Source organism: Streptomyces sp. cg36 (assembly GCF_041080675.1).
Taxonomy (GTDB): domain Bacteria; phylum Actinomycetota; class Actinomycetes; order Streptomycetales; family Streptomycetaceae; genus Streptomyces.
In genome coordinates this window covers 3329314-3350136 of sequence record NZ_CP163520.1, presented here as the reverse complement: position 1 = coordinate 3350136, position 20823 = coordinate 3329314, and the positions used below count along the sequence as shown (strand labels likewise).

The 20823-nt window shown below is 71.0% G+C and carries 23 protein-coding genes, 3 tRNA genes and 1 pseudogene; 15 read left to right on the top strand and 12 right to left on the bottom strand.

Annotated elements, in window-relative coordinates; genetic code table 11:
- Positions 1-3: 3 nt before the first annotated feature.
- The 8 genes from AB5J87_RS14880 to AB5J87_RS14845 all read right to left on the bottom strand — a co-directional run bounded on the left by AB5J87_RS14880 (position 4) and on the right by AB5J87_RS14845 (position 3047).
- The gene (locus AB5J87_RS14880) at positions 4-234 is read right to left on the bottom strand and encodes a hypothetical protein (RefSeq protein WP_369377086.1); all 231 of its coding nucleotides are present in this window, start codon (positions 232-234) and stop codon (positions 4-6) included.
- A gap of 98 nt (positions 235-332) precedes the next feature.
- Positions 333-548: a hypothetical protein gene (locus AB5J87_RS14875; RefSeq protein WP_369377085.1), complete on the bottom strand. Its 216-nt coding sequence runs from the start codon at positions 546-548 to the stop codon at positions 333-335.
- On the bottom strand, positions 548-1282 hold the full coding sequence (locus AB5J87_RS14870; RefSeq protein ID WP_369377084.1) for an exonuclease domain-containing protein: 735 nt from the start codon (positions 1280-1282) through the stop codon (positions 548-550). Before AB5J87_RS14870 ends, AB5J87_RS14875 begins: the two co-directional genes overlap by 1 nt.
- 124 nt (positions 1283-1406) lie before the next feature.
- Positions 1407-1706 (bottom strand): hypothetical protein, encoded by a 300-nt coding sequence (locus tag AB5J87_RS14865; protein ID WP_369377083.1) that lies wholly within the window; start codon positions 1704-1706, stop codon positions 1407-1409.
- A 108-nt stretch (positions 1707-1814) separates the two neighbouring features.
- Complete coding sequence (locus AB5J87_RS14860; RefSeq protein WP_369377082.1) at positions 1815-2201, bottom strand: hypothetical protein; 387 nt, start codon at positions 2199-2201, stop codon at positions 1815-1817.
- Positions 2198-2527, bottom strand: coding sequence for a WhiB family transcriptional regulator (locus AB5J87_RS14855; RefSeq protein ID WP_369377081.1), 330 nt, complete (start codon positions 2525-2527; stop codon positions 2198-2200). Before AB5J87_RS14855 ends, AB5J87_RS14860 begins: the two co-directional genes overlap by 4 nt.
- The gene (locus AB5J87_RS14850; protein ID WP_369377079.1) at positions 2527-2697 is read right to left on the bottom strand and encodes a hypothetical protein; all 171 of its coding nucleotides are present in this window, start codon (positions 2695-2697) and stop codon (positions 2527-2529) included. Before AB5J87_RS14850 ends, AB5J87_RS14855 begins: the two co-directional genes overlap by 1 nt.
- Positions 2697-3047, bottom strand: a complete 351-nt coding sequence (locus tag AB5J87_RS14845; RefSeq protein ID WP_369377078.1) for a hypothetical protein — start codon at positions 3045-3047, stop codon at positions 2697-2699. The genes AB5J87_RS14850 and AB5J87_RS14845 overlap by 1 nt, the downstream gene beginning before the upstream one ends.
- 276 nt (positions 3048-3323) lie before the next feature.
- On the opposite strand from AB5J87_RS14845, the gene AB5J87_RS14840 reads away from it, so the two are divergent.
- The 3 genes from AB5J87_RS14840 to AB5J87_RS14830 are packed head-to-tail and all read left to right on the top strand — an operon-like array spanning position 3324 to position 5479.
- A complete protein-coding gene (locus AB5J87_RS14840; RefSeq protein ID WP_369377076.1) occupies positions 3324-3821 on the top strand; it encodes a GntR family transcriptional regulator in 498 nt (165 codons plus the stop codon).
- 19 nt (positions 3822-3840) lie between these two features.
- On the top strand, positions 3841-4701 hold the full coding sequence (locus tag AB5J87_RS14835; protein ID WP_369377074.1) for a DUF5919 domain-containing protein: 861 nt from the start codon (positions 3841-3843) through the stop codon (positions 4699-4701).
- The gene (locus AB5J87_RS14830) at positions 4694-5479 is read left to right on the top strand and encodes an inositol monophosphatase (RefSeq protein WP_369377072.1); all 786 of its coding nucleotides are present in this window, start codon (positions 4694-4696) and stop codon (positions 5477-5479) included. The genes AB5J87_RS14835 and AB5J87_RS14830 overlap by 8 nt, the downstream gene beginning before the upstream one ends.
- 153 nt (positions 5480-5632) lie before the next feature.
- Here AB5J87_RS14830 and AB5J87_RS14825 read toward each other — a convergent pair whose 3' ends face one another.
- On the bottom strand, positions 5633-5845 hold the full coding sequence (locus AB5J87_RS14825; protein WP_369377071.1) for a hypothetical protein: 213 nt from the start codon (positions 5843-5845) through the stop codon (positions 5633-5635).
- Positions 5846-5975: 130 nt separating this feature from the next.
- Between AB5J87_RS14825 and AB5J87_RS14820 the strand changes: the two genes are divergently transcribed.
- From AB5J87_RS14820 to AB5J87_RS14810, 3 genes and pseudogenes are all read left to right on the top strand, one after another.
- Positions 5976-8900: an NACHT domain-containing NTPase gene (locus tag AB5J87_RS14820; protein WP_369377069.1), complete on the top strand. Its 2925-nt coding sequence runs from the start codon at positions 5976-5978 to the stop codon at positions 8898-8900.
- 97 nt (positions 8901-8997) lie between these two features.
- Positions 8998-9075, top strand: a tRNA-Tyr gene (locus AB5J87_RS14815).
- Between the two features lie 515 nt (positions 9076-9590).
- Positions 9591-10819, top strand: a pseudogene (locus AB5J87_RS14810) (dihydrofolate reductase family protein).
- A gap of 431 nt (positions 10820-11250) precedes the next feature.
- Here AB5J87_RS14810 and AB5J87_RS14805 read toward each other — a convergent pair.
- Both AB5J87_RS14805 and AB5J87_RS14800 read right to left on the bottom strand, forming a co-directional pair.
- On the bottom strand, positions 11251-11907 hold the full coding sequence (locus AB5J87_RS14805) for an SDR family oxidoreductase (RefSeq protein WP_369377068.1): 657 nt from the start codon (positions 11905-11907) through the stop codon (positions 11251-11253).
- A gap of 157 nt (positions 11908-12064) precedes the next feature.
- Positions 12065-13408 (bottom strand): hydrolase, encoded by a 1344-nt coding sequence (locus tag AB5J87_RS14800; protein ID WP_369377066.1) that lies wholly within the window; start codon positions 13406-13408, stop codon positions 12065-12067.
- Between the two features lie 731 nt (positions 13409-14139).
- Between AB5J87_RS14800 and AB5J87_RS14795 the strand changes: the two genes are divergently transcribed.
- The 8 genes from AB5J87_RS14795 to AB5J87_RS14760 all read left to right on the top strand — a co-directional run bounded on the left by AB5J87_RS14795 (position 14140) and on the right by AB5J87_RS14760 (position 19356).
- A tRNA-Thr gene (locus AB5J87_RS14795) sits at positions 14140-14212 on the top strand.
- A 42-nt stretch (positions 14213-14254) separates the two neighbouring features.
- A tRNA-Met gene (locus AB5J87_RS14790) sits at positions 14255-14327 on the top strand.
- A 97-nt stretch (positions 14328-14424) separates the two neighbouring features.
- Positions 14425-14589: a 50S ribosomal protein L33 gene (gene rpmG / locus AB5J87_RS14785; RefSeq protein WP_003956487.1), complete on the top strand. Its 165-nt coding sequence runs from the start codon at positions 14425-14427 to the stop codon at positions 14587-14589.
- 254 nt (positions 14590-14843) lie between these two features.
- Positions 14844-15296: a MaoC family dehydratase N-terminal domain-containing protein gene (locus tag AB5J87_RS14780; RefSeq protein WP_369377065.1), complete on the top strand. Its 453-nt coding sequence runs from the start codon at positions 14844-14846 to the stop codon at positions 15294-15296.
- 2 nt (positions 15297-15298) lie between these two features.
- Positions 15299-15733, top strand: a complete 435-nt coding sequence (locus AB5J87_RS14775) for a MaoC family dehydratase (protein WP_369377064.1) — start codon at positions 15299-15301, stop codon at positions 15731-15733.
- Positions 15734-15824: 91 nt separating this feature from the next.
- The gene (locus AB5J87_RS14770) at positions 15825-16391 is read left to right on the top strand and encodes a TetR/AcrR family transcriptional regulator (RefSeq protein WP_369377062.1); all 567 of its coding nucleotides are present in this window, start codon (positions 15825-15827) and stop codon (positions 16389-16391) included.
- A 130-nt stretch (positions 16392-16521) separates the two neighbouring features.
- On the top strand, positions 16522-18060 hold the full coding sequence (locus AB5J87_RS14765) for an MFS transporter (RefSeq protein ID WP_369377061.1): 1539 nt from the start codon (positions 16522-16524) through the stop codon (positions 18058-18060).
- Between the two features lie 240 nt (positions 18061-18300).
- Positions 18301-19356 (top strand): UDP-N-acetylmuramate dehydrogenase, encoded by a 1056-nt coding sequence (locus AB5J87_RS14760; RefSeq protein WP_369377060.1) that lies wholly within the window; start codon positions 18301-18303, stop codon positions 19354-19356.
- Between the two features lie 87 nt (positions 19357-19443).
- Here the strand turns inward: AB5J87_RS14760 and AB5J87_RS14755 are convergent, their stop codons facing one another.
- Complete coding sequence (locus AB5J87_RS14755) at positions 19444-20082, bottom strand: NAD(P)-dependent oxidoreductase (RefSeq protein ID WP_369377059.1); 639 nt, start codon at positions 20080-20082, stop codon at positions 19444-19446.
- 131 nt (positions 20083-20213) lie between these two features.
- Here AB5J87_RS14755 and AB5J87_RS14750 point away from each other — a divergent pair, with 131 nt between their 5' ends.
- Entirely contained in the window at positions 20214-20810 is a 597-nt protein-coding gene (locus tag AB5J87_RS14750) for a TetR/AcrR family transcriptional regulator (RefSeq protein WP_369377058.1), read from the top strand.
- Positions 20811-20823 lie beyond the last annotated feature (13 nt).

Here is a 20823-nt window from a genome sequence, read left to right as displayed (position 1 = left end):
CGCTCACCGGCCCATGTGGGCGAGGGCGACGGCGATCTGGGAGACGACGGACTTGGTGGTCTCGGCGACGGGACCGGTGAGGAAGAGGCCGATCAGTACGCCGACGATCAGCGTCGACCAACGGTGTCCGATGTACGTGCACATCACGATCCCGGCGATGACCAGAGCGGCCACGACAGGGACGGTGACGACGGCGGAGGTGCTGGCCGCGGCGGCGGCCAGGGCGGTGGTCACAGCGGAGCTCCTGCAATAGGCGGAATGTGCTTCGGGAGTGGGTCCCGCCCGGCGCGGGTTCAGAGGCCGACGCGCGGGGCGGGACGGTCGGATGGCGGCTACTGGCCGTTTGCGCGCTCGTCCTGCGCGATCGTCAGATCGATCAGGTCGACGGCGGTGCAGTAGCCGACGTACCTGCCGCGCGCGTGCCAGACATGCCACCGCTCGGAGAGGTGGCGCGGTTCTCGAACAGCCACGGCGAGGTAGGCACGGCGACGAATGACCGGCAGGTTCGGCAGGATCACGGACTCGGGAAGCGGCGGGGGAGTGGTCATCACGCCCCCTCGGCAGCCGGAGGGATACAGGGCCAGGCGCTGTCCACGCGGGCATTCGGATCGGTGCGCCGCAGGTAGTCCTGGAGGCCGATGGCCTGCCGCTCAGCCCAACCGATCTGCAGCAGGTGCAGACCGCGCGGCTCCAACTGGCCGATCCGGGGGAACACCGTCCCAAGGCGCCATGCCAGCCGGGCCGCCGCGAATGCGTCGGCCACGGCGTCGTGGCCTGCCTGATGAGAGACGTGCCAGTGGCGGCACAGGTCGGGCAATTTGCGGGAGCCGCGCCGGTAGCGCGCCATCTCCTTGTCGATCACCAGCGGATCCACGACCGGTACGAGTTCGGATCGTGGCAGCCGATCCGCGAGGGGTACCAGGCCGTAGCGACGGCACTCGCGGTCCAGCACGGTCAGACCGAACCGGGCATTGAACACGACCAGCGGCGTGCCATTCGCCATGTGGGCCGCGAGACGGGCGGTGATCTCCTCAATCGCCTCCTGTGCGGCCTGCCCCTGGCTGCGAACCTGCTCAGTGGTGATGCCGTGGATTTCGGTGGCGGCGGCCGGGATCTCGACGCCGGGATCCAGGAGGCTGCGGATCTCCTCCGGCCCCTGGCCCCCGCCGACGGTGACGATCGCAGCGGACACGATGCGGTCGCACTCCACATCGATGCCTGTGGTCTCGGCGTTGAAGGCGACGAGCCGCCCGGCGGGCCAGCCCGTGTACGTGGATGTCATTGCGAGGATTCCTTCCGGAGCTGGAGGGGCCGGCAGGCGTGGGTACGAGCGGCGCGACGGGCCGCGCGCTGGCTGCGGTGCGTCGGGTGCCAGCGGCATACCGGGCAGCGAGGACGGGTCGCGCTCACGCGACTCGCCTCCCTGTGAGCGCCCCCGCGTCGGCGACCACGGCGGCCAGGCCGTCGTCGGTGAGCTGCGGCGTGTAGTCCGGGAGCGCGTCCAACTGGTCGAGCGTGTCGATCAGGACGGCGAGCGGCAGGGCCTCGCCGTCGTAGAACGCGACCACGGCGGCGCGAGCGGCCACCAGGAGCTCGGTGTGGTCGTGGCGCAGGGCCGCGAGCTGGCGACGCAGCTGGCCGTTGGCGCGGGTGAGGGAGCCGATGCTGGGCCGGGTTGTGGCCGCGGGCTTGGTCCGGGTGGACATGAGAGGAGAGACCTCCAGGGAGGGCCGCCGACCCGCGTACGGGCAGCGCGAGCCAGGCCGGGCACGGACCGGCGGCCAGGGAGCGGAAGGGAGGGCGGACGCGGACGCTCAGCGGCGTCGGTAACGACCGCGCGGCCCCTGGTTGTTGACCAGCGAGCGCAACACCACCGCGGCGACGGTGATGGACAGCGCCGTGGTGGCGATCGCGGCGGCAACGATGGCGATCGACAGCAGCAGCGCGACCAGCACCGCACCGACGGCCACGGTGCCGACGACCCCCGCCGCGATCAGAGCGGCGGGCGGCGGCCCGTACTGCCTGACTTGGGGAGTGGGGGCGTGCGAGCACCCACACGGCGGCGTCATGCTCTGCGGCACCTGCCCCTGGACGAAGGCTGAGGCGGGCGGCGGGGCCGACGAGTAGAAGGTGCGTCCGGCCGCGTCGGTCAGAACGTGCTGCCAAGCGCCTTGCTGCGAGGGGAAGACCGGCTCGTTCATGCCGCCTTCACCCCCATACGGCTGAGGCGACGGCGCAGCGTATGACGCTCGTCGGCGGTGAGGCCGCCGAAGACGCCGTACATCTCGCCGTTCGCCATGGCCTGGCGCAGGCACGCCACGCGCACCGGGCAGTGCGCGCAGATCCGCTTCGCCGCGTCGACCGCGCGGGGTGCGCTGGCGAAGAACAGGTCGGTGTCCTCGCCTACGCAGGCCGCGCCCGCGAGCGGATTCTCGGTCGGCAGGTAGTCCGCGATGACCGTGTGAAGCGGGGCCCGGTGAGGGTGGGCGGAGCCGGGGATCGCACCGCGGACGGGACGTGCAGCCATCAGTGCACCTCCGCCCGCTCGATCAGCAGACCCTGTGCCCACTCGTGGCCGCAGTGCCCGCAGAGCTCCCGCGCGGTACGGCAGCGGGAGACGGCGACGCGGCCACTGCAGCGCGGGCACGGGACGCGCGGTGCGACGGGGCGCCAGTCGTAGAACGGTGCCGCGGCCATCACGCGTCCTCCCGGTGCAGCGGCGCGTACACGTGGATGTGCAGTCCGCCGAAGCCGACGTCGGTCATGAACGACCACCAGTCGGAGACGGCGACCAACCGCGTCGTGCCGCGCAGCTCCTGCGCGATCCGGGCGACCGCCAGGCACCGCTCGCGCGGGCCGGCGATGTCCTCGGGCAGTTGGAGCGAGACGTCCATGCCTTCCGGATGAACCGTCAGGGAGGGCTCGGGCAGATCGATGAACTTCTCGAAGAAGCCCTCCAATAAGGAGAGCTTCACCAGGGTGCGAGAGATGGCCGGTTCCGTCGGCCGGGAGGTGGCCGCCACCTCGGCGGTACGCTCGTCGAGCATCGTTGAACTCCTTCAGACGGGGAGCGATGCGTTGGCCTCGGCAGGAGCTCGGAAGGCGTTGGCGCGCCTTCGGAGCCCGGATCTGCCGGGGCCTTTTACGTGCGCGAGGCGGGCCGCTGTGTCTCACTGCGACTCAACCTCATGCACTAAGTTCCACCTAGTGCATGAGGTTGTCAAGGGGTTCGGTGAAGGGGCCGGGCTTCTGGCTGGCCGCTCGCGGCATGTGTTGCACTGTCTGTGGCTGATGCAGCAGGTGCGGGCGGAAGGAAAGACGGAGTGGCCAAGGCGCAGGAAGGGCCCGCTTACAGGCGGCTGGCGGATGAGCTGCGATCGCAGATCGCACGCGGCGTCCTGCCCGTCGGTGAGCCGATTCCGTCAGCTTCGAACCTGATGAAGGAGCACGAGGTGTCCACCACTGTGGTGAGGGACGCGCTCAAGATCCTGCGGGACGAAGGGCTGATCTACGGCCAGCCCGGCAAAGCCGTCTACGTGCTCGCGACGCCGGACGAGTCGAAGGCGAAGCGGCACTCGTTGGATGAGCTGAGCGACGGCTTCTTGCAACTCCAGGAGCGAGTCGGCGAGTTGGAGGTACCGGCTGACGTTTCTGCCGTGGAGGAACTGCGCGAGGAGATGGGTGAACTGCGCCGCTCAGTTGCTGTCCTTCAGGCACAGTTGATCGAGCTGTACGGGCGCGTGGGGCAGCCGTACCCGCGCGACAAGGCCCCCATGAAGACCGAGGGGCCAGAGGGGTCACGCAGGGCTGTCAGCGGCTGAGCCGCATTCGGAGGGGGACATGGAGAGCCCGAGGAAGTCCGGCACAGTCGTATCGCTGCACGGCAGGGCGTCCTATCGCCCCGATCTCGCAGAGTTGGCACGGAACCAGCTGACCGCCGCCCGGACCACCAAGGGCCTGACCCACGCGGAATTCGCGGAACTCCTGTCGACGATGCTCGACTGGAACGTGAGCCCGGAAGCTCTGGAGTCGTGGGAGACGACGGCGACCCCGCCCGGCGACGTCCTGGTCGCCGCAGAGCTGATGGTGCGGCAGTCCGCGCCCGGCCTCACGGAGGGGGAGCCGCGGGACGCGCTGACGCAGATCGTCGGCGATCAGTTCGCCGACCTGGCGGGTGTCTACGCGAGCCGTTCCGAATTCCAGGCCAAGGTCTCCGCGGCCGACCTCCTGGACGACGCCAAGGACATCAGGATGGCCGGGCTGTCGCTCAACCTGCTGTGCCAGTCGTACTCCGAGGCGCGATTACGCCAGATCATCGAGGAGGGGGCAACGTTGCAGGCGCTCTTCCTCAAGCCGTACGGCCACTTCATCGCAGAGCGTGAACATGAAGAGGGGTACCCGGAAGGGCGCCTCTCCGCGCTGACGGCGATGAACCTGACCATCCTGCAAGAGCGTGTGGTGGAGCGCCTGAGTCCCGAGGCAGCGCAGCGGATCGCGTTCGGGGTGTACGACGAGCCGATTCGGTTCAACATCACCCTGATCGACGGCCAGTTGTGCGTGGCGCAGCCGTATTTGCCCCAGACTCGTGGTGTGGACTCGCCGACCTTCCTCGTACGCAAGCGCAGGGTCGCCGGCGGCCTCTATCCGACCTTCGACCAGATCTTCACCACACTGTGGGAGAGGCGGGAAGTAAATGGCTGACCTGCGGCCGTTGCTCGACATTGCCTGTGCGGCGCTGGACCAGACGTCCGGGCTGGTGACCGAGATGGCAGTCGGTGCGGTGCAGGCCAAGGGTGACCGCGACATGGTCTCCGAGATCGACTTCGCCGTCGAGGAGCGTGTGCGCGAGTTCCTGCAGAAGGAGACCCCTGAGATCGGGTTCCTGGGGGAGGAGCACGGCGCCACGGGGCTCGGTGGATCGCTGACGTGGGCGCTCGATCCGGTCGACGGCACGGCGAACCTGGTCAACGGGATCCCGCTGTGCGGGGTGTCGCTGGGGCTGATCGAGAACGACCGGGCGGTGCTGGGGGTCATCGATCTCCCGTTCCTCGGACAGCGCTTCAAGGCTGCGGAAGGACACGGTGCGTACGCCGACGGAAGTCGAATCGGCGTGAGCCGGACGAAGGTCCTGAGCGAAGCCATCGTCGGCGTGGGCGACTACGCAGTCGGCGAGCACGCCCAGGAGCGGAACGTGCGCCGGCTCGCCTTGACGGCCCGGCTGGCCGAGAGCGTGCTGCGCGTACGGATGCTGGGCTCCGCCGCGCTGGATCTGGTGTGGGTGGCTTCCGGGAAGCTGGATGCGAGCATCGCGCTCAGCAATCATCCGTGGGACATGGTTGCCGGGGTGGCCATTGCACGCGAAGCAGGTGCGGTTGTCATGGATATTGACGGGACTGCGCATGACCTTCGATCTGCAGCCACCATCGCTGTGACGCCTGGGCTGCGTGCCCCAGTCATAGGGCTCCTCACAGCGCTGTAGAGCCAGCCCCGCGTGGGCTCCTTGGTTCGGCCCGCATGCCGCTCGATGGCACCTGCCTGATGGGAGTTCCAGCATGAAGCCGCTATGCCAGGAGGCTCTGGCTGGTGCTCCTCGCTGAGACTCAAAGAATCTTCCGTAGCGCCTAGTGGCGAACTAAGTCAGGCACTTGGCTCCGAAGGCAAGCAGGGCGACCACCAGAGTGAGGGTGCCGGCGAAGACGGCCCCGCCCCGCTGAAGCGAGCCGGGGAGGGAAGTTCCGTCCCAGTAGGCCAACAGAGCGGCGGCGACAGCGCTCAGCATGGCCAGAAGGAGGGCGGCCAACAGGGCGAGGGTGAAAAGCATCAGGCGCGTGGGCGACGCGGTCATGGGGGTCTTCCTTTCCCTGGAGGGGGCGGTTACGGGAAGGAAGATGGCTGAACTGACGTACAGGGGCGTTCGGCTGGACGAAAATGTACGAGCTTGAACAGCGACTGGGACGCTGGCGTGGAGGGACTGGGTGACAACGAGCGAGGCCCGGCAAAAAGCGCTGATCGACTTGAAGGAGCGGCTGCGGAGCCTGCGGGCACAGCGACGGTTCTCCATGATCGTTCTGGCCAAGCGGGCCGGACTGAGCCGGACCACGATCAGCCAGGCGCTGAACGGGACCACCGTGCCCAGCGAATCAACGGTGGCGGCGCTCGCGGCGGCCCTGGGAGCCGATGCCGAGGCATTGCTGCGGACCTGGGCCCGCGCCCAGCCCTCTGCGGCTTCCGCTCGTACCCCAGACCCTGCCGAACCTATGTCGGATGGCGAGAGGCAATTCGAGGCCTGGTATCGACAGTACGTGGGAGAGCGTTACGGGCAACTGTCGGTCATCGGGCTGGATCTTTCGCGACCTGAGCGGGCTTGCTGGCCGTTGGACGCCGCGTACCTGAGCCTGGAGCTCGCCGCGCCGATCCACGGCATTGGTCTGGCCGACGGCCGAGGAGACATCAATGCCGCGCGGCCAGGTGCAGAGGACGGGGTGCGCGTGGAACGCGCGGAGCAGGCCTTGGCCGGCAAGCGCAGAATCCTGGTGCGGGGCCTGGCCGGCAGCGGCAAGACGACTCTGCTGCAGTGGCTCGCCGTGTCGACGGCCCGCCGCCGACTGCCGGCAGAACTGATCCACCTGACGGACTGCCTGCCATTCGTGCTGCCATTGAGGACCCTGGTACGCCGCGGTGAACTCCCGGCCCCACATGAGTATCTAGCCGCAGTGGGGTGCCAGCGCGACCAGGCCCAGCCGCAAGGGTGGGTCGATCGAGCCTTGCTTGACGGCCGTGCCTTCCTGCTTGTCGACGGTCTCGATGAAGTACCCGAGACGCAGCGTGCTCGCACCCGGCAATGGTTGCGAGAACTACTCAGTGCCTACCCACAGGCGTCCTATTTGGTGACAACGCGTCCCTCGGCAGTGCCCGAGGGATGGCTGGCAGACGGTGGCTTCACCGAGCTGACGGTGCGCCCGATGAGCACCCGGGACGTCGCGGTCTTCGTTACCCGATGGCATACGGCAGCCGCAGCCATTGCTACCACAGATCAAGAGCGAGATCACTTGGTGGCCATGGAGGAGGCCCTCAAGGACACGGTTCGTTCGCAGCGCGACCTCGCCCGCCTGACCACCACACCGCTGCTGTGTGCTTTGGTTTGTGCCCTCCACCGTGACCGGCGCGGTCACCTGCCTCATGGGCGGATGGAACTCTACGAGGCGGCCCTGTCGATGTTGCTGCACCGCCGTGACCGTGAACGTGACATCGACGCACCCGAAGGTCTCACTCTCACCGAACACCAGAGTATCCAGATTTTGCAGCGCCTGGCCTACTGGCTAATTCGAAATGGTCAGACGGAACTCGACCGCGACACCACTCGTGTCCTCATTTCTGATGCCTTGCCCGCGATGCCGCACGTCGCTCGACAGGGCGATTCCGGGGCTGTCCTGGCTCACCTGCTCGCCCGCTCAGGGCTTTTACGGCAGCCGACAGCCGACACTTTCGACTTCGTCCATCGCACCTTTCAGGACTACTTGGGCGCCAAGGCGGCAATCGAGGCTCGCGATATTCCCTTGCTGGTCCGCCACGCACATGACGATCAGTGGGAGGACGTTCTCCGCATGGCTGTCGCGCACGCTCGCCCACATGAACGCGCCGACTTGTTGCAGCGTTTGATCAGCCGTGGCGATCGAACTTCAAAGCACCGCACTCGCTTGCACTTGCTGGCCACTGCTTGCCTGGAACACGCCACCGAACTTGACCCGGGTATCCGTGAAGAAGTTCAAGACCGTGCTGCTGCGCTCTTGCCCCCGCGAAGTTTTGAGGAAGGGAATGCACTGGCTGCAGTCGGCCCGGTGATTCTCGACCTCCTCCCTGGTCCCGAAGGCCTAGAGGACGACGAAGCGCAAGCCGTGGTCCATACCGCTGGTCGGATCGGTGGCGACGCGGCTCTCACCGTCGTGAAGAAGTTCCGCACATGCACCAACAGAGACGTGCAGTGGGCGCTCCAAGGTGCGTGGGGTCGTTTCGACACTGAAGATTATGTGCGAGAGGTTATCTCTCACATCCCGGATTTTTACTATGCGATAGTGGAATCAGTTGAGCAACTCATGGCGCTGCGGTCCCTGCCCACCCCTAACAACCTCAGTTTCGTTGGCGCCTTCAGGAGCTGTGACATCGCTAGTTCAGTCGAACCCGCCCGCGTGTGGTCGATATCGATCGCAAACAATGTGCTGTTGCGGAGCTTGGACGACTTGCGGTCCTTCACATCCCTGAAGCAGCTGAGCCTTACTCGATGCCCTGGCGTCAAGGATCTGACTACTCTCGCCGACACATCCGTCACGGATCTCTACCTATATGAGGGTGTATCTATCGGTGGCCTCCACGAGTTGACGAAGCTGCAGTACTTGGGCCTCAATACGGAAGGCCAAGACGGGAATCTTGGGGCATGGCCGGTAAACGCGGACCTCAACGGTCTGTACCTCGGTAATATCGTGTGTGCGCACATCGGAACGCTGGACGGGATCTCCCGCTGGCCTAACCTCACGAACGTGAACCTGTGTGGCTCTGTGGAGGGCATGTCACAGTTGGCGAAACTCGCCCACCTGAGCCGCCTGCTGGTGCAACTGGACGCGCTACCGTCCATGCTCGGGCAACTGCCCCCCATGCCACAGGTTCGCGATCTCTTCCTCGGGAGCAGACGCGAGGAAGCCGATCTCGTCATGGTGCGCACCGTCTTCCCGGAGCTGGAGAGACTGACGATCAGCTGCCACGGCGAGCGGCGTCGGGTGGATCTCAACCCCCTGCGGGGTATGTCGTCTTTGGCCGCCGTACGGATCCGTGACGCGGACGAAGTGCTCGGAACGGATGATTTTCCACCTGGCACTGTTTCCCTCAACCCTCGCCCACGCGCGTGATCTAGCCGGCGTCGTGGCCTTGTGGGAGAGATCCGGGCCAGTCGCGGGCCACAGGCGATCGTCAAGAGTCGCACCGTGTCATCTGGCCAGCTTGATGGTCGGGTCGACTGTGTCGGCACAGCGGACTGTAAATCCGTCGGCTTAGCCTACCCAGGTTCGAATCCTGGCGCCGCCACGCGATGTGAGACCCCCGTTGATCTGCGGAAACGTTGATCGGCGGGGGTCTTCTCGTTGCTCGGGGGCGATCTTTCGACCGGAATCGAAAGTGGGTGACGTGTCTCACTCTGAGGCGCCGGGATCCCGGGGTTGGCCGGGGCGTGCGGGGCAGTCGCGGGCCAGGGCCTGGCGGGCATCGGTTGCCCCCACGCTGTCCTTGCGGGCGGCGGCCAGAGACCACCCCGCAGGCGCGGGGACCACTTCGGGTCGGCGACCTTCAAGAGCGACACCGGGAGACCACCCCGCAGGCGCGGGGACCACAAGGGCTGACCAGGCGCGTCAGGTGTGCCCGCCTCGGTTTTCGCCTACTTCTTGAGAGGTGGTGGTGACGTGGTTCTCTTCAGGGTGTTTCGTTGGGGGAGCGGCACACTTCAGCGTTGAGGGGTGGTGCCCCGGGGTCTGCCTCCTGCTCCGCGAGGGGGCGCGCCCCGGTCGTTTCGTTCGTACCGCCAACACGAGGAGGGCATTCGTCGCATGCCGCGTCCCCATGTCCTGCTGTCCGCGGCCGTCTCCCTGGACGGTTGTCTCGACGACACGAGTCCGGAGCGGCTGCTGCTGTCGAACGCCGCCGACTTCGACCGCGTGGATGCGGTACGGGCTTCGTGCGACGCGATCCTGGTGGGTGCGGGGACGTTGCGCGCGGACAATCCGAGGCTGCTGGTGAACTCCGAACGGCGCCGGGCCGACCGGGTGGCCGCGGGCCTCTCCGCGTACCCGCTGAAGGTGACGGTGACGGCCTCCGGGGATCTGGACCCGGAGTGGAAGTTCTGGCACTCCGGTGGGGAGAAGGCCGTTCTCGCGGTCGGTGACGCGGGGCGGAAGGCGGCCGAGGCCGTCGGTGCACTGGCGAGGGTCCACCGGCTTCCGGCCGGGGCGTTCTGGGAGGCGGGGCTGGAGCTGCTGTACGCGGAGGGGGTCCGGCGGCTGATGGTCGAGGGCGGGGGGCGCATCCACACCCAGCTCCTTCAGCGGGGGCTGGCCGACGAGCTGCACCTCGCGGTCGCGCCGGTGATCGTCGGGCAGCCGGACGCCCCCAGGTTCCTGGGGCCGGGCGCGTACCCCGGTGGTGCGCTGCGCCGGATGCGGCTGCTGGAGACGCGGCAGATCGGTGACGTGGTACTCCTTCGGTACGCACCGAAGGAGACCAGCGCACCGGAGCAGCCGTGAGCGACCAGGGAGAACCCCGCACCCCCCGCAGCCCCCTCAATCCCCGCGCCACCCCCCATCCCCCCGGAACGGGCGCGCAGGTGACCGGCGCCGACCACCGCTGGCTGGAGCTGGCCTGCGAGCTCGCGGCCCAGTGCCCGCCCTCGGAGACGGCCTTCAGCGTGGGGGCGGTCGTCGTGGCGGCGGACGGTACGGAACTGGCCCGCGGGTTCTCCCGCGAGGGCGGTGACCCCGCGGTGCACGCCGAGGAGGCCGCCCTGGCCAAGCTGCCCCGGGACGACACCCGCCTGAAGTCGGCGACGGTCTACAGCAGCCTGGAGCCCTGCGCGAAGCGCGCGTCCCGCCCGCGGCCGTGCGCACAACTGATCCTGCGGGCGGGGATCGCCCGGGTGGTGACGGCCTGGCGCGAGCCGGACACGTTCGTACCCGGGGCCAACGGTACGGAGCTGCTGGAAGCGGCCGGGGTGGTGGTGGCCGAGGCCCCCGACCTGGCCACCCTGGCGATGCGGCCCAACGCGCATTTGGTGGCGCCGTAAGGGGTCCCCCCACCCCCGCAGCTGCGGGGACCACACGTCGTTGACCGGCCCGAACGCGCCGTTGTGGGGATCACCCCCGTAGGTGCGGGGACCACATGGCGGTCGGACCCCGCACCAGGTACTGGGCGGGACCACCCCGTAGGCGCGGGGACCACATGGCGAACTCCCGCAAGGTGACCGCCTTCCCGGGACCGCCCCCGCAGGCGCGGGGCGCACTTGCGGGACCACCCCCGCAGGCGCGGGGCGCACTTGAGTGACTGCCCGGCCGTCGGCACGCGGGCGGGACCCCGCATGCGGGGGAACACGGCCGGGCTCAGCCGCTCCGCGCGGCCTGGACGGGCCAACCCCGCACACGCGGGGACCACTTCATGCCGGTCGCCCGGCGCGACGCCTGCGCGGGGCCACTGCCGCCCACGCCGGGAACACGCGCCTCAGTTCCCCGCCACCGCCTTGACCGCCACCGACACCGGTACCGAGCCGCTGATCGTCTCCAGGGTCAGGCCCGCCGTCGCCGGGGTGTCCAGGAGTTCCGCCAGGACCGCTGCCACGTCGTCGCGGGGGATCGGGCCCCGGCCCGTGGAGGCGGCCAGGGCGACCAGGCCCGAGCCGGCGTCGTTCGTGAGCATTCCGGGGCGCAGGACCGTCCAGTCCAGGCCGGGGCGGGCCCGTACCGCCTCGTCGGCCGAGCCCTTCGCGCGCAGGTACGCGTCGAAGATCTCGTCGCCCTCGTGGCGCGGGTCCGCGCCCATCGAGGACACGACGACATAGCGGCGCACGCCCGCCCGTTCCGCCGCGTCGGCGAAGAGCACCGCCGCCGCCCGGTCCACGGTCTCCTTGCGGGCCGCGTCGCTGCCCGGGCCCGCGCCCGCCGCGAACACCGCCGCGTCCGCGCCTTCCAGGGCCGCGGCCACTTCGTCCACGGACGCGGACTCCAGATCGAGCACGACCGGTTCGGCGCCCGCCTTCCGCAGGTCGTCGGCCTGCTCGGGCTTGCGGATGATGCCGGCCACCTCGTCGCCGCGCGCCGCCAGCAGCCGTTCCAGCCGCAGCGCGATCTGACCATGGCCTCCTGCGATGACAATGCGCATGGTCACGACCGTACGCCGGTACGACGCCTCGCGCGCCCCCGCGAGCTCCTTCGGGCGACCCACGGACCTCCCCGTCAAGGGCGCCGCGAGCTGCCGCTCGTGCGGTACGCGGCGCCCCGCCCCCGCCCCCGCCCCCGACCAGGCAACGACGCCGCCCCTACCCCGCTTCGCCCCGCCCCTGCCCGTGACCGTGCCCCTGGCCACCGTGCCCGCCCCCGCTCCCGCTGCCCGGGCCCTGGCCCTGGCGGGGGAGGTCCAGGGCCACCGTGGCCGCCGAGTCGCAGTACTCCCGTACCGCGCTCGTCCGGGCCACCACCCGGCCGCGGTGGATCACGATGCGGCTGTAGGCCAGGGACAGGACGCCCGCGATGTGTTCGCCGCGCACGGCGAGGAGTTCGGCCGGGAAGCCCGCCTCCACGCGGACCTCCGGCAGGCCCATCGCCTCCCGGGCCGCCGAGCCGACCGCCGCGTACGCCTCCTCGGGGCGCAACCCGGCCTGGGAGGCGAGGAGATACGCCGCCTCCAGGGGGTCGCCCCGGCCCACCGGGTTGGCGATGTCGCGCAGGGCGCCGCTCCCGGCCGCCACGCGCACGCCCGCCGCCCGCAACATCCGCACCGGCGGCAGGACCTGACGTTCCGGCAGGCCCGGGGCCACCGTCTGGCGGTCCGTCATGCCGCAGCCGCCCTGCGGCAGACAGACCACGGCCACGCCCGCCGCCGCGAGCTGGTCCGCCGCCCGCGCCGCCACCTCGCGCGGCAGCCGGGACAGGCCCGCGCAGGGGCCGATCGCGACGCCCGGGCGCAGCCCGCCGGCCATCGCCGCCAGCCTGGCGAGCCGGGCCGGGTCGTCCCCGTCGGTGTGCAGGTCGACCGCGCAGCCGTGTTCGGCGGCGATCTCCAGGACGGCCTCGGTGTATCCGGCGGGGTCCGGGTCCAGGTCGGGGCAGCCGCCGACCACCGAGGCGCCCATCTTCACCGCGTCCCGCAGCATCGCCAGGCCGTCCGCGCCGGCCACGCCCGTCAGGAGCCGGGGCACCGCCACCACGCTCAGCTCGGCGAGCCCGCGCAGCGAGCGGCGGGCCTGGAGGGCCGCCTCCAGCGGCTCCAGGCCGCATACGTCGTCGATGCGTACGTGCGAGCGCACCGCGGTCGCGCCGTGGCCGAGCTGGAGGAGGGCCGCCTCGGTGGCGCGGCGCTGGACGTCCTGCGCCGCGTACGAGACGGGGGCCTCGGGGCCGAGCGCGGTGAGGGCGGTGTCGCCGTGCGCGTGCGGCTCGGCGGGGGCGGGGAGCAGCAGGAAGCCGCTCAGGTCGACCCGGGAGAAGTGGGCGGCGAGGCTGCCCGCCGTGCCGACCGCCTCGATCCGGCCGCCGCCGAGCCGGACGTCCACGGTCCGGCCGTCGGCGAGCCGGGCGCCGGACAGCAGCAGGGTGGCGGCGGCCTCGGCGGGGCCGTCCCCGGTGCCGGGGGAGTGGGCCGGCTGCGACGGGCTGTCGGACATCGCGCTCCAGGTGGTGCGGGGCCCCTCGGGGCCTTCAGGGCAAGATCACGCAGCGTGACCCGAGCCTAGGGGCGCACCCGGCGCGCATCGAGGAGGAGCGCAATAGTCGTACCGGTGTGGCCACGAGTGGCGTACGGGACGGCTGGGGCGGGCCCCTGCGGCGATGCGCCGGGGGTGGGGGCGGGGTGAAGTGCGGGAGCCCGCCCCCGGCCCGCCCGCCGCCGCCCCGGCCCTGGCCTCGGCCCCGGCCCGGCTCCCGGCTCCGGCTCCGGCCGTCGGCTGCGGTCCAGCTTCCGCCCTGGCTCTGGTCCTGCCCCTGGCTCCGATCCGGCCTCCGGCCCCGGCCCCGCCCCGGTCCAGTCGCCGGCTCCGGTCCAGCCTCCGGCCCCGCCCCGGTCCAGCCTCCGGCTCCGGTCCAGCCGCCGGCCTGCCCCTGGCTCCGATCCGGCCTCCGGCCCCGCCCCGGTCCAGCCGCCGACTGCGGTCCAGCCTCCGCCCCAGCCCCCGGCCTCAGCCCCGCCCTCCGCCCCGCCCCAGCCCCCGGCTCCGGTCGGCCGCCGCCCTGCCCCGGCCCCCTGCCCCGGCATTCCCCGAGGGCGATTCCCCCGAGTTCCAGCAGCCGCCCCAGCCCCTCTCGCCCCACCCGAATCGGTCCCGGGGTGATCCCCGGACGGGGGCCGGGGAACGGATTTGGGCGATCGGCGGCCGACCGTGTAATGTCTTCCTCGCTCGCCCCAATAGCTCAGTCGGTAGAGCGTCTCCATGGTAAGGAGAAGGTCTACGGTTCGATTCCGTATTGGGGCTCTGGTGAGAGGGTCCCCGCGCAAGCGGGGACCGGATCATCAAAGCGGTGTAGCTCAGTCGGTAGAGCAAGCGGCTCATAATCGCTGTGTCACCGGTTCAAGTCCGGTCACCGCTACTCCAAGTAGCACCAGTAGCCGATTGTGGGGTCGGTCTCCCGATCGGCTACTCTTTTATGCGTTCATCCGTCTATCCGTCCGTCAAGGAGCACTCACGTGGCTGCCACCGACGTCCGCCCGAAGATCACGCTGGCCTGCGTGGAGTGCAAGGAGCGGAACTACATCACCAAGAAGAACCGGCGCAACAACCCGGACCGTCTTGAGATGAAGAAGCACTGCCCGCGCTGCAACTCGCACACCGCGCACCGCGAGACCCGCTAATCACGGGTCGAGCACTCAGGCTCGTACGAGAGGCCGTTCCCTGTTCGGGGAGCGGCCTCTCGTCGTATCCCGCGCCGCACGCCGTTATCCGGTGCGCCCCGCGTCCGGCGCGTTCGGTGGTGCCGGGTGTGTTCCGGCGCGGTCCGAGCCGAGTGTTCCAAGTGCTTCATGTGTTCCGCGTCTCAATCCGCGCACCCCGTTCCGTAGATCACCGATCACAGATCACAGATCACCAAGCTGGAGGTTGTGAGCCCATGGCGCTCGACCAGTCCTTCGTGGGGCGGACCTATCCGCCCACCGCGCCGTACGAGGTCGGCCGGGAGAAGATCCGCGAATTCGCCGAGGCGGTCGGGGACGCCAATCCCGCGTACACCGACCCGGAGGCCGCCAAGGCGCTCGGGCACGCCGATGTGATCGCGCCGCCGACCTTCGTGTTCGCCATCACGTTCAAGGCGGCCGGTGTGGTCGTCCAGGACCCGCAGCTGGGTCTGGACTACAGCCGGGTCGTGCACGGCGACCAGAAGTTCGCCTACCGGCGTCCGGTGCGGGCGGGCGACCGGCTGACCGTGACCTCGACCATCGAGGCCGTCAAGTCGCTCGCCGGAAACGACATCCTGGACATCCGCGGCGAGGTCCACGACGAGGCGGGCGAGCACGTCGTCACCGCCTGGACCAAGCTCGTGGCCCGCGCGGCCGAGGGGGAGTGACGATGACCGCACAGATCAACTACGCGGACGTGGAGGTCGGCACCGAGCTGCCGGCGCAGTCGTTCCCCGTGAGTCGCGCCACACTCGTGCAGTACGCGGGCGCCTCGGGCGACTTCAACCCGATCCACTGGAACGAGAAGTTCGCCAAGGAGGTCGGGCTGCCGGACGTGATCGCGCACGGCATGTTCACCATGGCCGCCGCGGTCCGCGTGGTGACCGACTGGACGGGCGACCCGGCGGCGGTCGTCGAGTACGGGGTGCGCTTCACCAAGCCGGTCGTCGTGCCCAACGACGCCGAGGGCGCCCTCATCGAGGTCAGCGCCAAGGTCGCGGCGAAGCTGGACGACGAGGCGCGGACGGTCCGGGTCGACCTGACCGCCATGAGCGCGGGCCAGAAGGTCCTCGGCATGTCCCGCGCGGTGGTCGCGCTCGCCTGAGCCGGCCCCACGGCCGGCCGCCGGTTCCCCGGACCGGCGGCCGTGCCCGTACGGGTTGCCAAGTTAGTTATTGACCACTAACTTTATCTGCATGGTCAGGATGAGTGCGGAAGAACGGCGCGAGAGCGTCGTACGGGCCGCGATGAGCGAGTTCGCCCAGCGCGGCTACTACGGCACGTCCACCGAGGCGATCGCCAAGCGCGTGGGCGTCTCGCAGCCGTACCTCTTCCGGCTGTTCCCCAACAAGCCCGCGATCTTCCTCGCCGCGATGCACCGCTGCATGGGGGACACGGTCAAGATGTTCGCCGAGGCGTCCGAGGGGCTCTCCGGCGAGGACGCGGTGCACGCGATGGCGAACGCCTACACGCGGGTCATCGCCGAGCAGCCCGAGCGGCTGCTGATGCAGATGCAGGTGTACGTGGCGGTGGCCGCGGCCGAGGCGGCGGGCGACCGCACCTTCGGCGAGGCCGTCCGGCGCGAGTGGATGGAGCTGTGGGACACGGTCAGTATCCCGCTGGAGGGCTACAAGGACACCACCGAGTTCCTGGCCTACGGGATGCTGATCAACACCCTGGTGGCCATGGGGTTCCCGCCCCAGCACCGGGTGTGGGAGGAGATCTACCCGTCGGCGCGGGTCAAGGGGCGCCTGGAGAAGTGAACCCCGGGACCCTTCCCGGTCCCGGCGGAGTCGGCCCCTCGTGGGCCATGCGGAGCACGCGTTTGTGGCGCACGGCGTACAGGCACGGGCTCGAAAGTTAGTAACTGATAACTAACAACAGGGGAAAGCGATGTCCGAGCACGGAACCGAGCGGGAACACGAGCGGCCCGAGGGCCCGTCAGGAACGTCCGAGCGCCGGTCCGGAACACCTGGGCCCCACTCCGGGACGCCCGAGCGCCGGCCCCGGACCCCCGGGCGCGCGAGTGCCGTCTGGGCCCTCGTCGTCACCAGCGTCGCCGGGTTCATGGCCGCGCTCGACAACCTCGTCGTGACCACCGCGCTGCCGTCCATCCGCGAGGACCTCGGCGGCGCCCTGGACGACCTCGAATGGACCGTGAGCGCCTACACGCTCACCTTCGCCGTCCTGCTGATGTTCGGCGCCGCGCTCGGCGACCGCTTCGGTCGCCGCAAGCTCTTCATGACCGGCCTGACGATCTTCACCGGCGCGTCCGCCGCCGCCGCGCTCGCCCCCGGCATCGACGGTCTGGTGGCCGCGCGGGCGGTCCAGGGCGTCGGCGCGGCCATTATGATGCCGCTCACCCTGACCCTGCTGACGGCGGCGGTCCCGGCCGCGCGCCGGGGCATGGCGTACGGCATATGGGGCGCGGTCAACGGTCTGGCCGTGGCCAGCGGCCCGCTGATCGGCGGCGCGCTCACCGAGCACTTCTCCTGGCAGTGGATCTTCTGGCTGAACGTTCCGCTCGGCGTGCTGGTGCTCCCGCTGGCCCGGCTGCGGCTGGCCGAGTCGTACGGGACCGGGGCGCGCCTCGACATCCCCGGCACCCTGCTGGCCAGCGGCGGCCTCTTCGGGATCGTCTACAGCCTGATCCGCGGCAACGTCGACGGCTGGACCAGCCCGACCGTGCTCGCCGGACTGGTGCTGGGCACCCTGCTGCTCGCCGGGTTCGTCCGGCACGGGATCCGGGCCGAGGCGCCGCTGCTGCCGATGCGGCTGTTCCGCAGCCGGGCGTTCTCGGCGATCAACCTGGCCAGCCTGCTGATGTTCGTGGGGATGTTCGGCTCGATCTTCCTGCTCAGCCAGTTCCTCCAGGGCGTCCTCGGCTACTCGCCGACCCAGGCCGGGCTGCGGATGCTCCCCTGGACCGCGATGCCGCTGCTGGTCGCGCCGGTCGCGGGCATCCTGTCCGACCGGATCGGCGGCAAGCCGGTGGTGACGGCGGGCCTGGCGCTCCAGGCGGTCGGCCTGGCCTGGTTCGCCGTGATCATGTCGCCGGACGTGTCGTACGCGGAGCAGCTGCCCGCGCTGATCGTCAGCGGCGCCGGGATGGCGCTGTACTTCGCCCCGGCCGCGAACCTGGTGATGTCCAGCGTGCTCCCCGCCGAGCAGGGGATCGCGTCCGGCGCCAACAACGCGCTGCGGGAGGTCGGCGGGTCGCTGGGGGTCGCGGTGCTCGCCGCGGTCTTCTCCGCCCAGGGCGGCTACACCTCCGGCCAGGCGTTCGTGGACGGCCTGCGGCCCGCGCTGTGGGTCGGCGCGGCGGCGGTCGCCCTGGCGGCGGCCAGTGCGGCGTTCCTGCCGGGGCGCCGGACCGCCGGGGCGGCTGCCCCGACCGCGCCGGCGGTCCGGGAGGACGCGCTGGTGGGCTGAGCCCGGCTCCGCACCCCGGCCCGCAGGCCGACGCCCCGCCCGCGCGCCGAAGCCCGCCCCGTACGCCGTCGCCCGGCCCGCGCGCCGAGCCCAGCCGCGCCCGCAGCCCCCGTCCCGCGTCCGCCCCCCCCGGCGGGCGGCGGGGCGGGGGCTCCGGCGCTCCCGCGGGCGGCCGGGCCCGGGAACGTCCGCCGGGGCCGTGCCCCGGGCCCGTCCGGCCCGACCCGTACGCTTGTCCCCGTGCAGGTACTTCACGACGCCCCCCTCGCCCCCCTCACCACCTTCCGGCTCGGCGGGCCCGCCGAGCGGCTGGTCACCGCCGTCACCGACGACGAGGTCATCGACGTCGTACGGGAGGCGGACGCGGGCCGGACGCCGCTGCTGATCGTCGGCGGCGGCAGCAACCTGGTCATCGGGGACAAGGGGTTCGCCGGCACCGTGCTGCGGATCGCCACCGAGGGCTTCTCGCTGGAGGGGACCCGGCTGGAGGTGGCGGCCGGCGAGGTCTGGACCGATGTCGTCGCCCGTACCGTGGCGGCCGGGCTGGCCGGCATCGAGTGCCTGGCCGGAATCCCGGGATCCGCCGGGGCCACCCCGATCCAGAACGTGGGCGCGTACGGGCAGGAGGTCTCGGCCACCATCGCCGAGGTCGTCGCCTACGACCGCGCCGAGGGGCGCACGGTCGTCCTGCCCGCCGCCGCGTGCGACTTCTCGTACCGGCACAGCCGCTTCAAGGCGCACCCCGACCGCTATGTCGTGCTGCGCGTGCGGTTCGAGCTGGAGGACGCCGGGGGGCTGTCCGCGCCGATCAAGTACGCGGAGACCGCCCGGGCGCTGGGCGTCGGGCCCGGTGACCGCGTCCCGGCCGCCGACGCCCGCGAGACCGTGCTGAAGCTGCGCGCGGGCAAGGGCATGGTGCTCGACCCGGAGGACCACGACACCTGGTCGGCCGGCTCCTTCTTCACCAACCCGATCCTGGAGGCGGCGGAGTACGAGGCGTTCCTCGCGCGCGTGCACGAGCGCCTGGGCGCCGACGTCGCCCCGCCCGCCTGGCCGCTGGACGACGGCCGCACCAAGACCTCGGCGGCCTGGCTCATCGACCGGGCCGGGTTCACCAAGGGGTACGGCTCGGGGCCCGCCCGCATCTCCACCAAGCACACCCTCGCGCTGACCAACCGCGGCGGCGCCACCACCGAGGACCTGCTCGCGCTGGCCCGCGAGGTCGTCGCGGGCGTGGAGCGGGCCTTCGGGGTGACGCTCGTCAACGAGCCGGTGACGGTCGGCGCCGAGATCTGAGCCCGCGGGGGCCGGGCGGGGCCACGGACGGGCCCCGGGCCCGGGGCGGCCGGGCGCGCGGCCCCCATCGGCCACCCGGCGGGCGCCTCAGTAGGCCACGCAGACGCCCTGTTTCACCGTCGCCGGGTCGTCGATCATCCGCAGCATCGCGTGCGCCACGTCCGCGCGCCCGATGCTGCGCGCGCTGCGCGGCGTCGCGGCCACGGCGGTGCGGTACGCGCCGGTGAGCGGCTTGTTCACCAGCCGGACCGGGCGCACCGCCGTCCAGTCCAGGGCCGAGGCCGCCAGGTCGGACTCCATCCGGCGCAGATCGCCGTAGACGTCCTTGAGGACGCGCTGCACCACCGTCAGCGTCAGCCGGTCCAGGAACGGGTCGTCCGGCGCCTCCGGGCCCACCGGGCCCGCGCTGACCACCAGCAGCCGGCGGGTGCCCGCCGCGTCCATCGCCTTCACGACCGAGGCGGTCAGCCGGGCCGTGACGCCGGTGGCCGCGTCCGCCCGGCTGTTGGCGCCCAGGCCGGAGAGCACCGCGTCCCGGCCCGCCACGGCGTCCCGCAGGGACTCCGGGTCCGCCAGGTCCGCCCGCACCAGCTCCAGGCCCGGCCCGGTCGCCGTGAACCGCGCCGGGTCCCGCACCACCGCGGTGACCTGGTGTCCTGCGGCCAGCGCTTGTGTGACGACCTGTGCGCCGATCCTGCCGCTCGCACCGAAGACGGTGAGCTTCATGGGTGTGGCCCTCCCCGTGGGTAAGTACTTACTCACCCCCTAGAGTGAGTAAGCACTCACCCACTCGTCAAGCGTGATCAACAAGCGAAGCCGGGCGCGCTCCCGGTGCGCCCCGGCCGAACGGAGCTTCCATGCAGCGTCAGTCGGCCCGGGGCCGCATCGTCGACGCGGCCCACGAGCTGATGCTCACCATCGGGCTCGCCCGCGCCACCACCAAGGAGATCGCCCGCGCCGTCGGCTGCTCCGAGGCCGCGATCTACAAGTACTTCGCGAGCAAGGAGGAGCTCTTCGTCACCGTGCTGCGCGAGCGGCTGCCCGAGCTGACGCCGCTGCTCGACCGGCTCGCGGCCCGGCCGGGGGAGGGCAGCGTCGAGGAGAACCTCACCGAGATCGCCCGCCAGGCCGCGCTGTTCTACGCCCAGACCTTCCCGATCGCCGCCTCCCTCTACGCCGACCCCCGGCTGCGCGAGCGCCACGCCGAGGGGCTGCGCGAGCTCGGCAACGGCCCGCACATGCCGATCCGGGGCCTGGACGCCTATCTGCGGGCCGAGCAGGCCGCCGGGCGGCTGCGCGCCGGAGCCGACACCTACGCAGCGGCCTCGCTGCTCCTGGGCGCCTGCGCCCACCGCGCCTACGCGTACGAGATGACCGAGGACGGCAAGCCCCCGGCCGCCCTGGACGACTTCGCCGCCTCGCTGGCCCGCACGCTGCTCGCCGGGATCGGCTGAGCGCCCGGCCCCG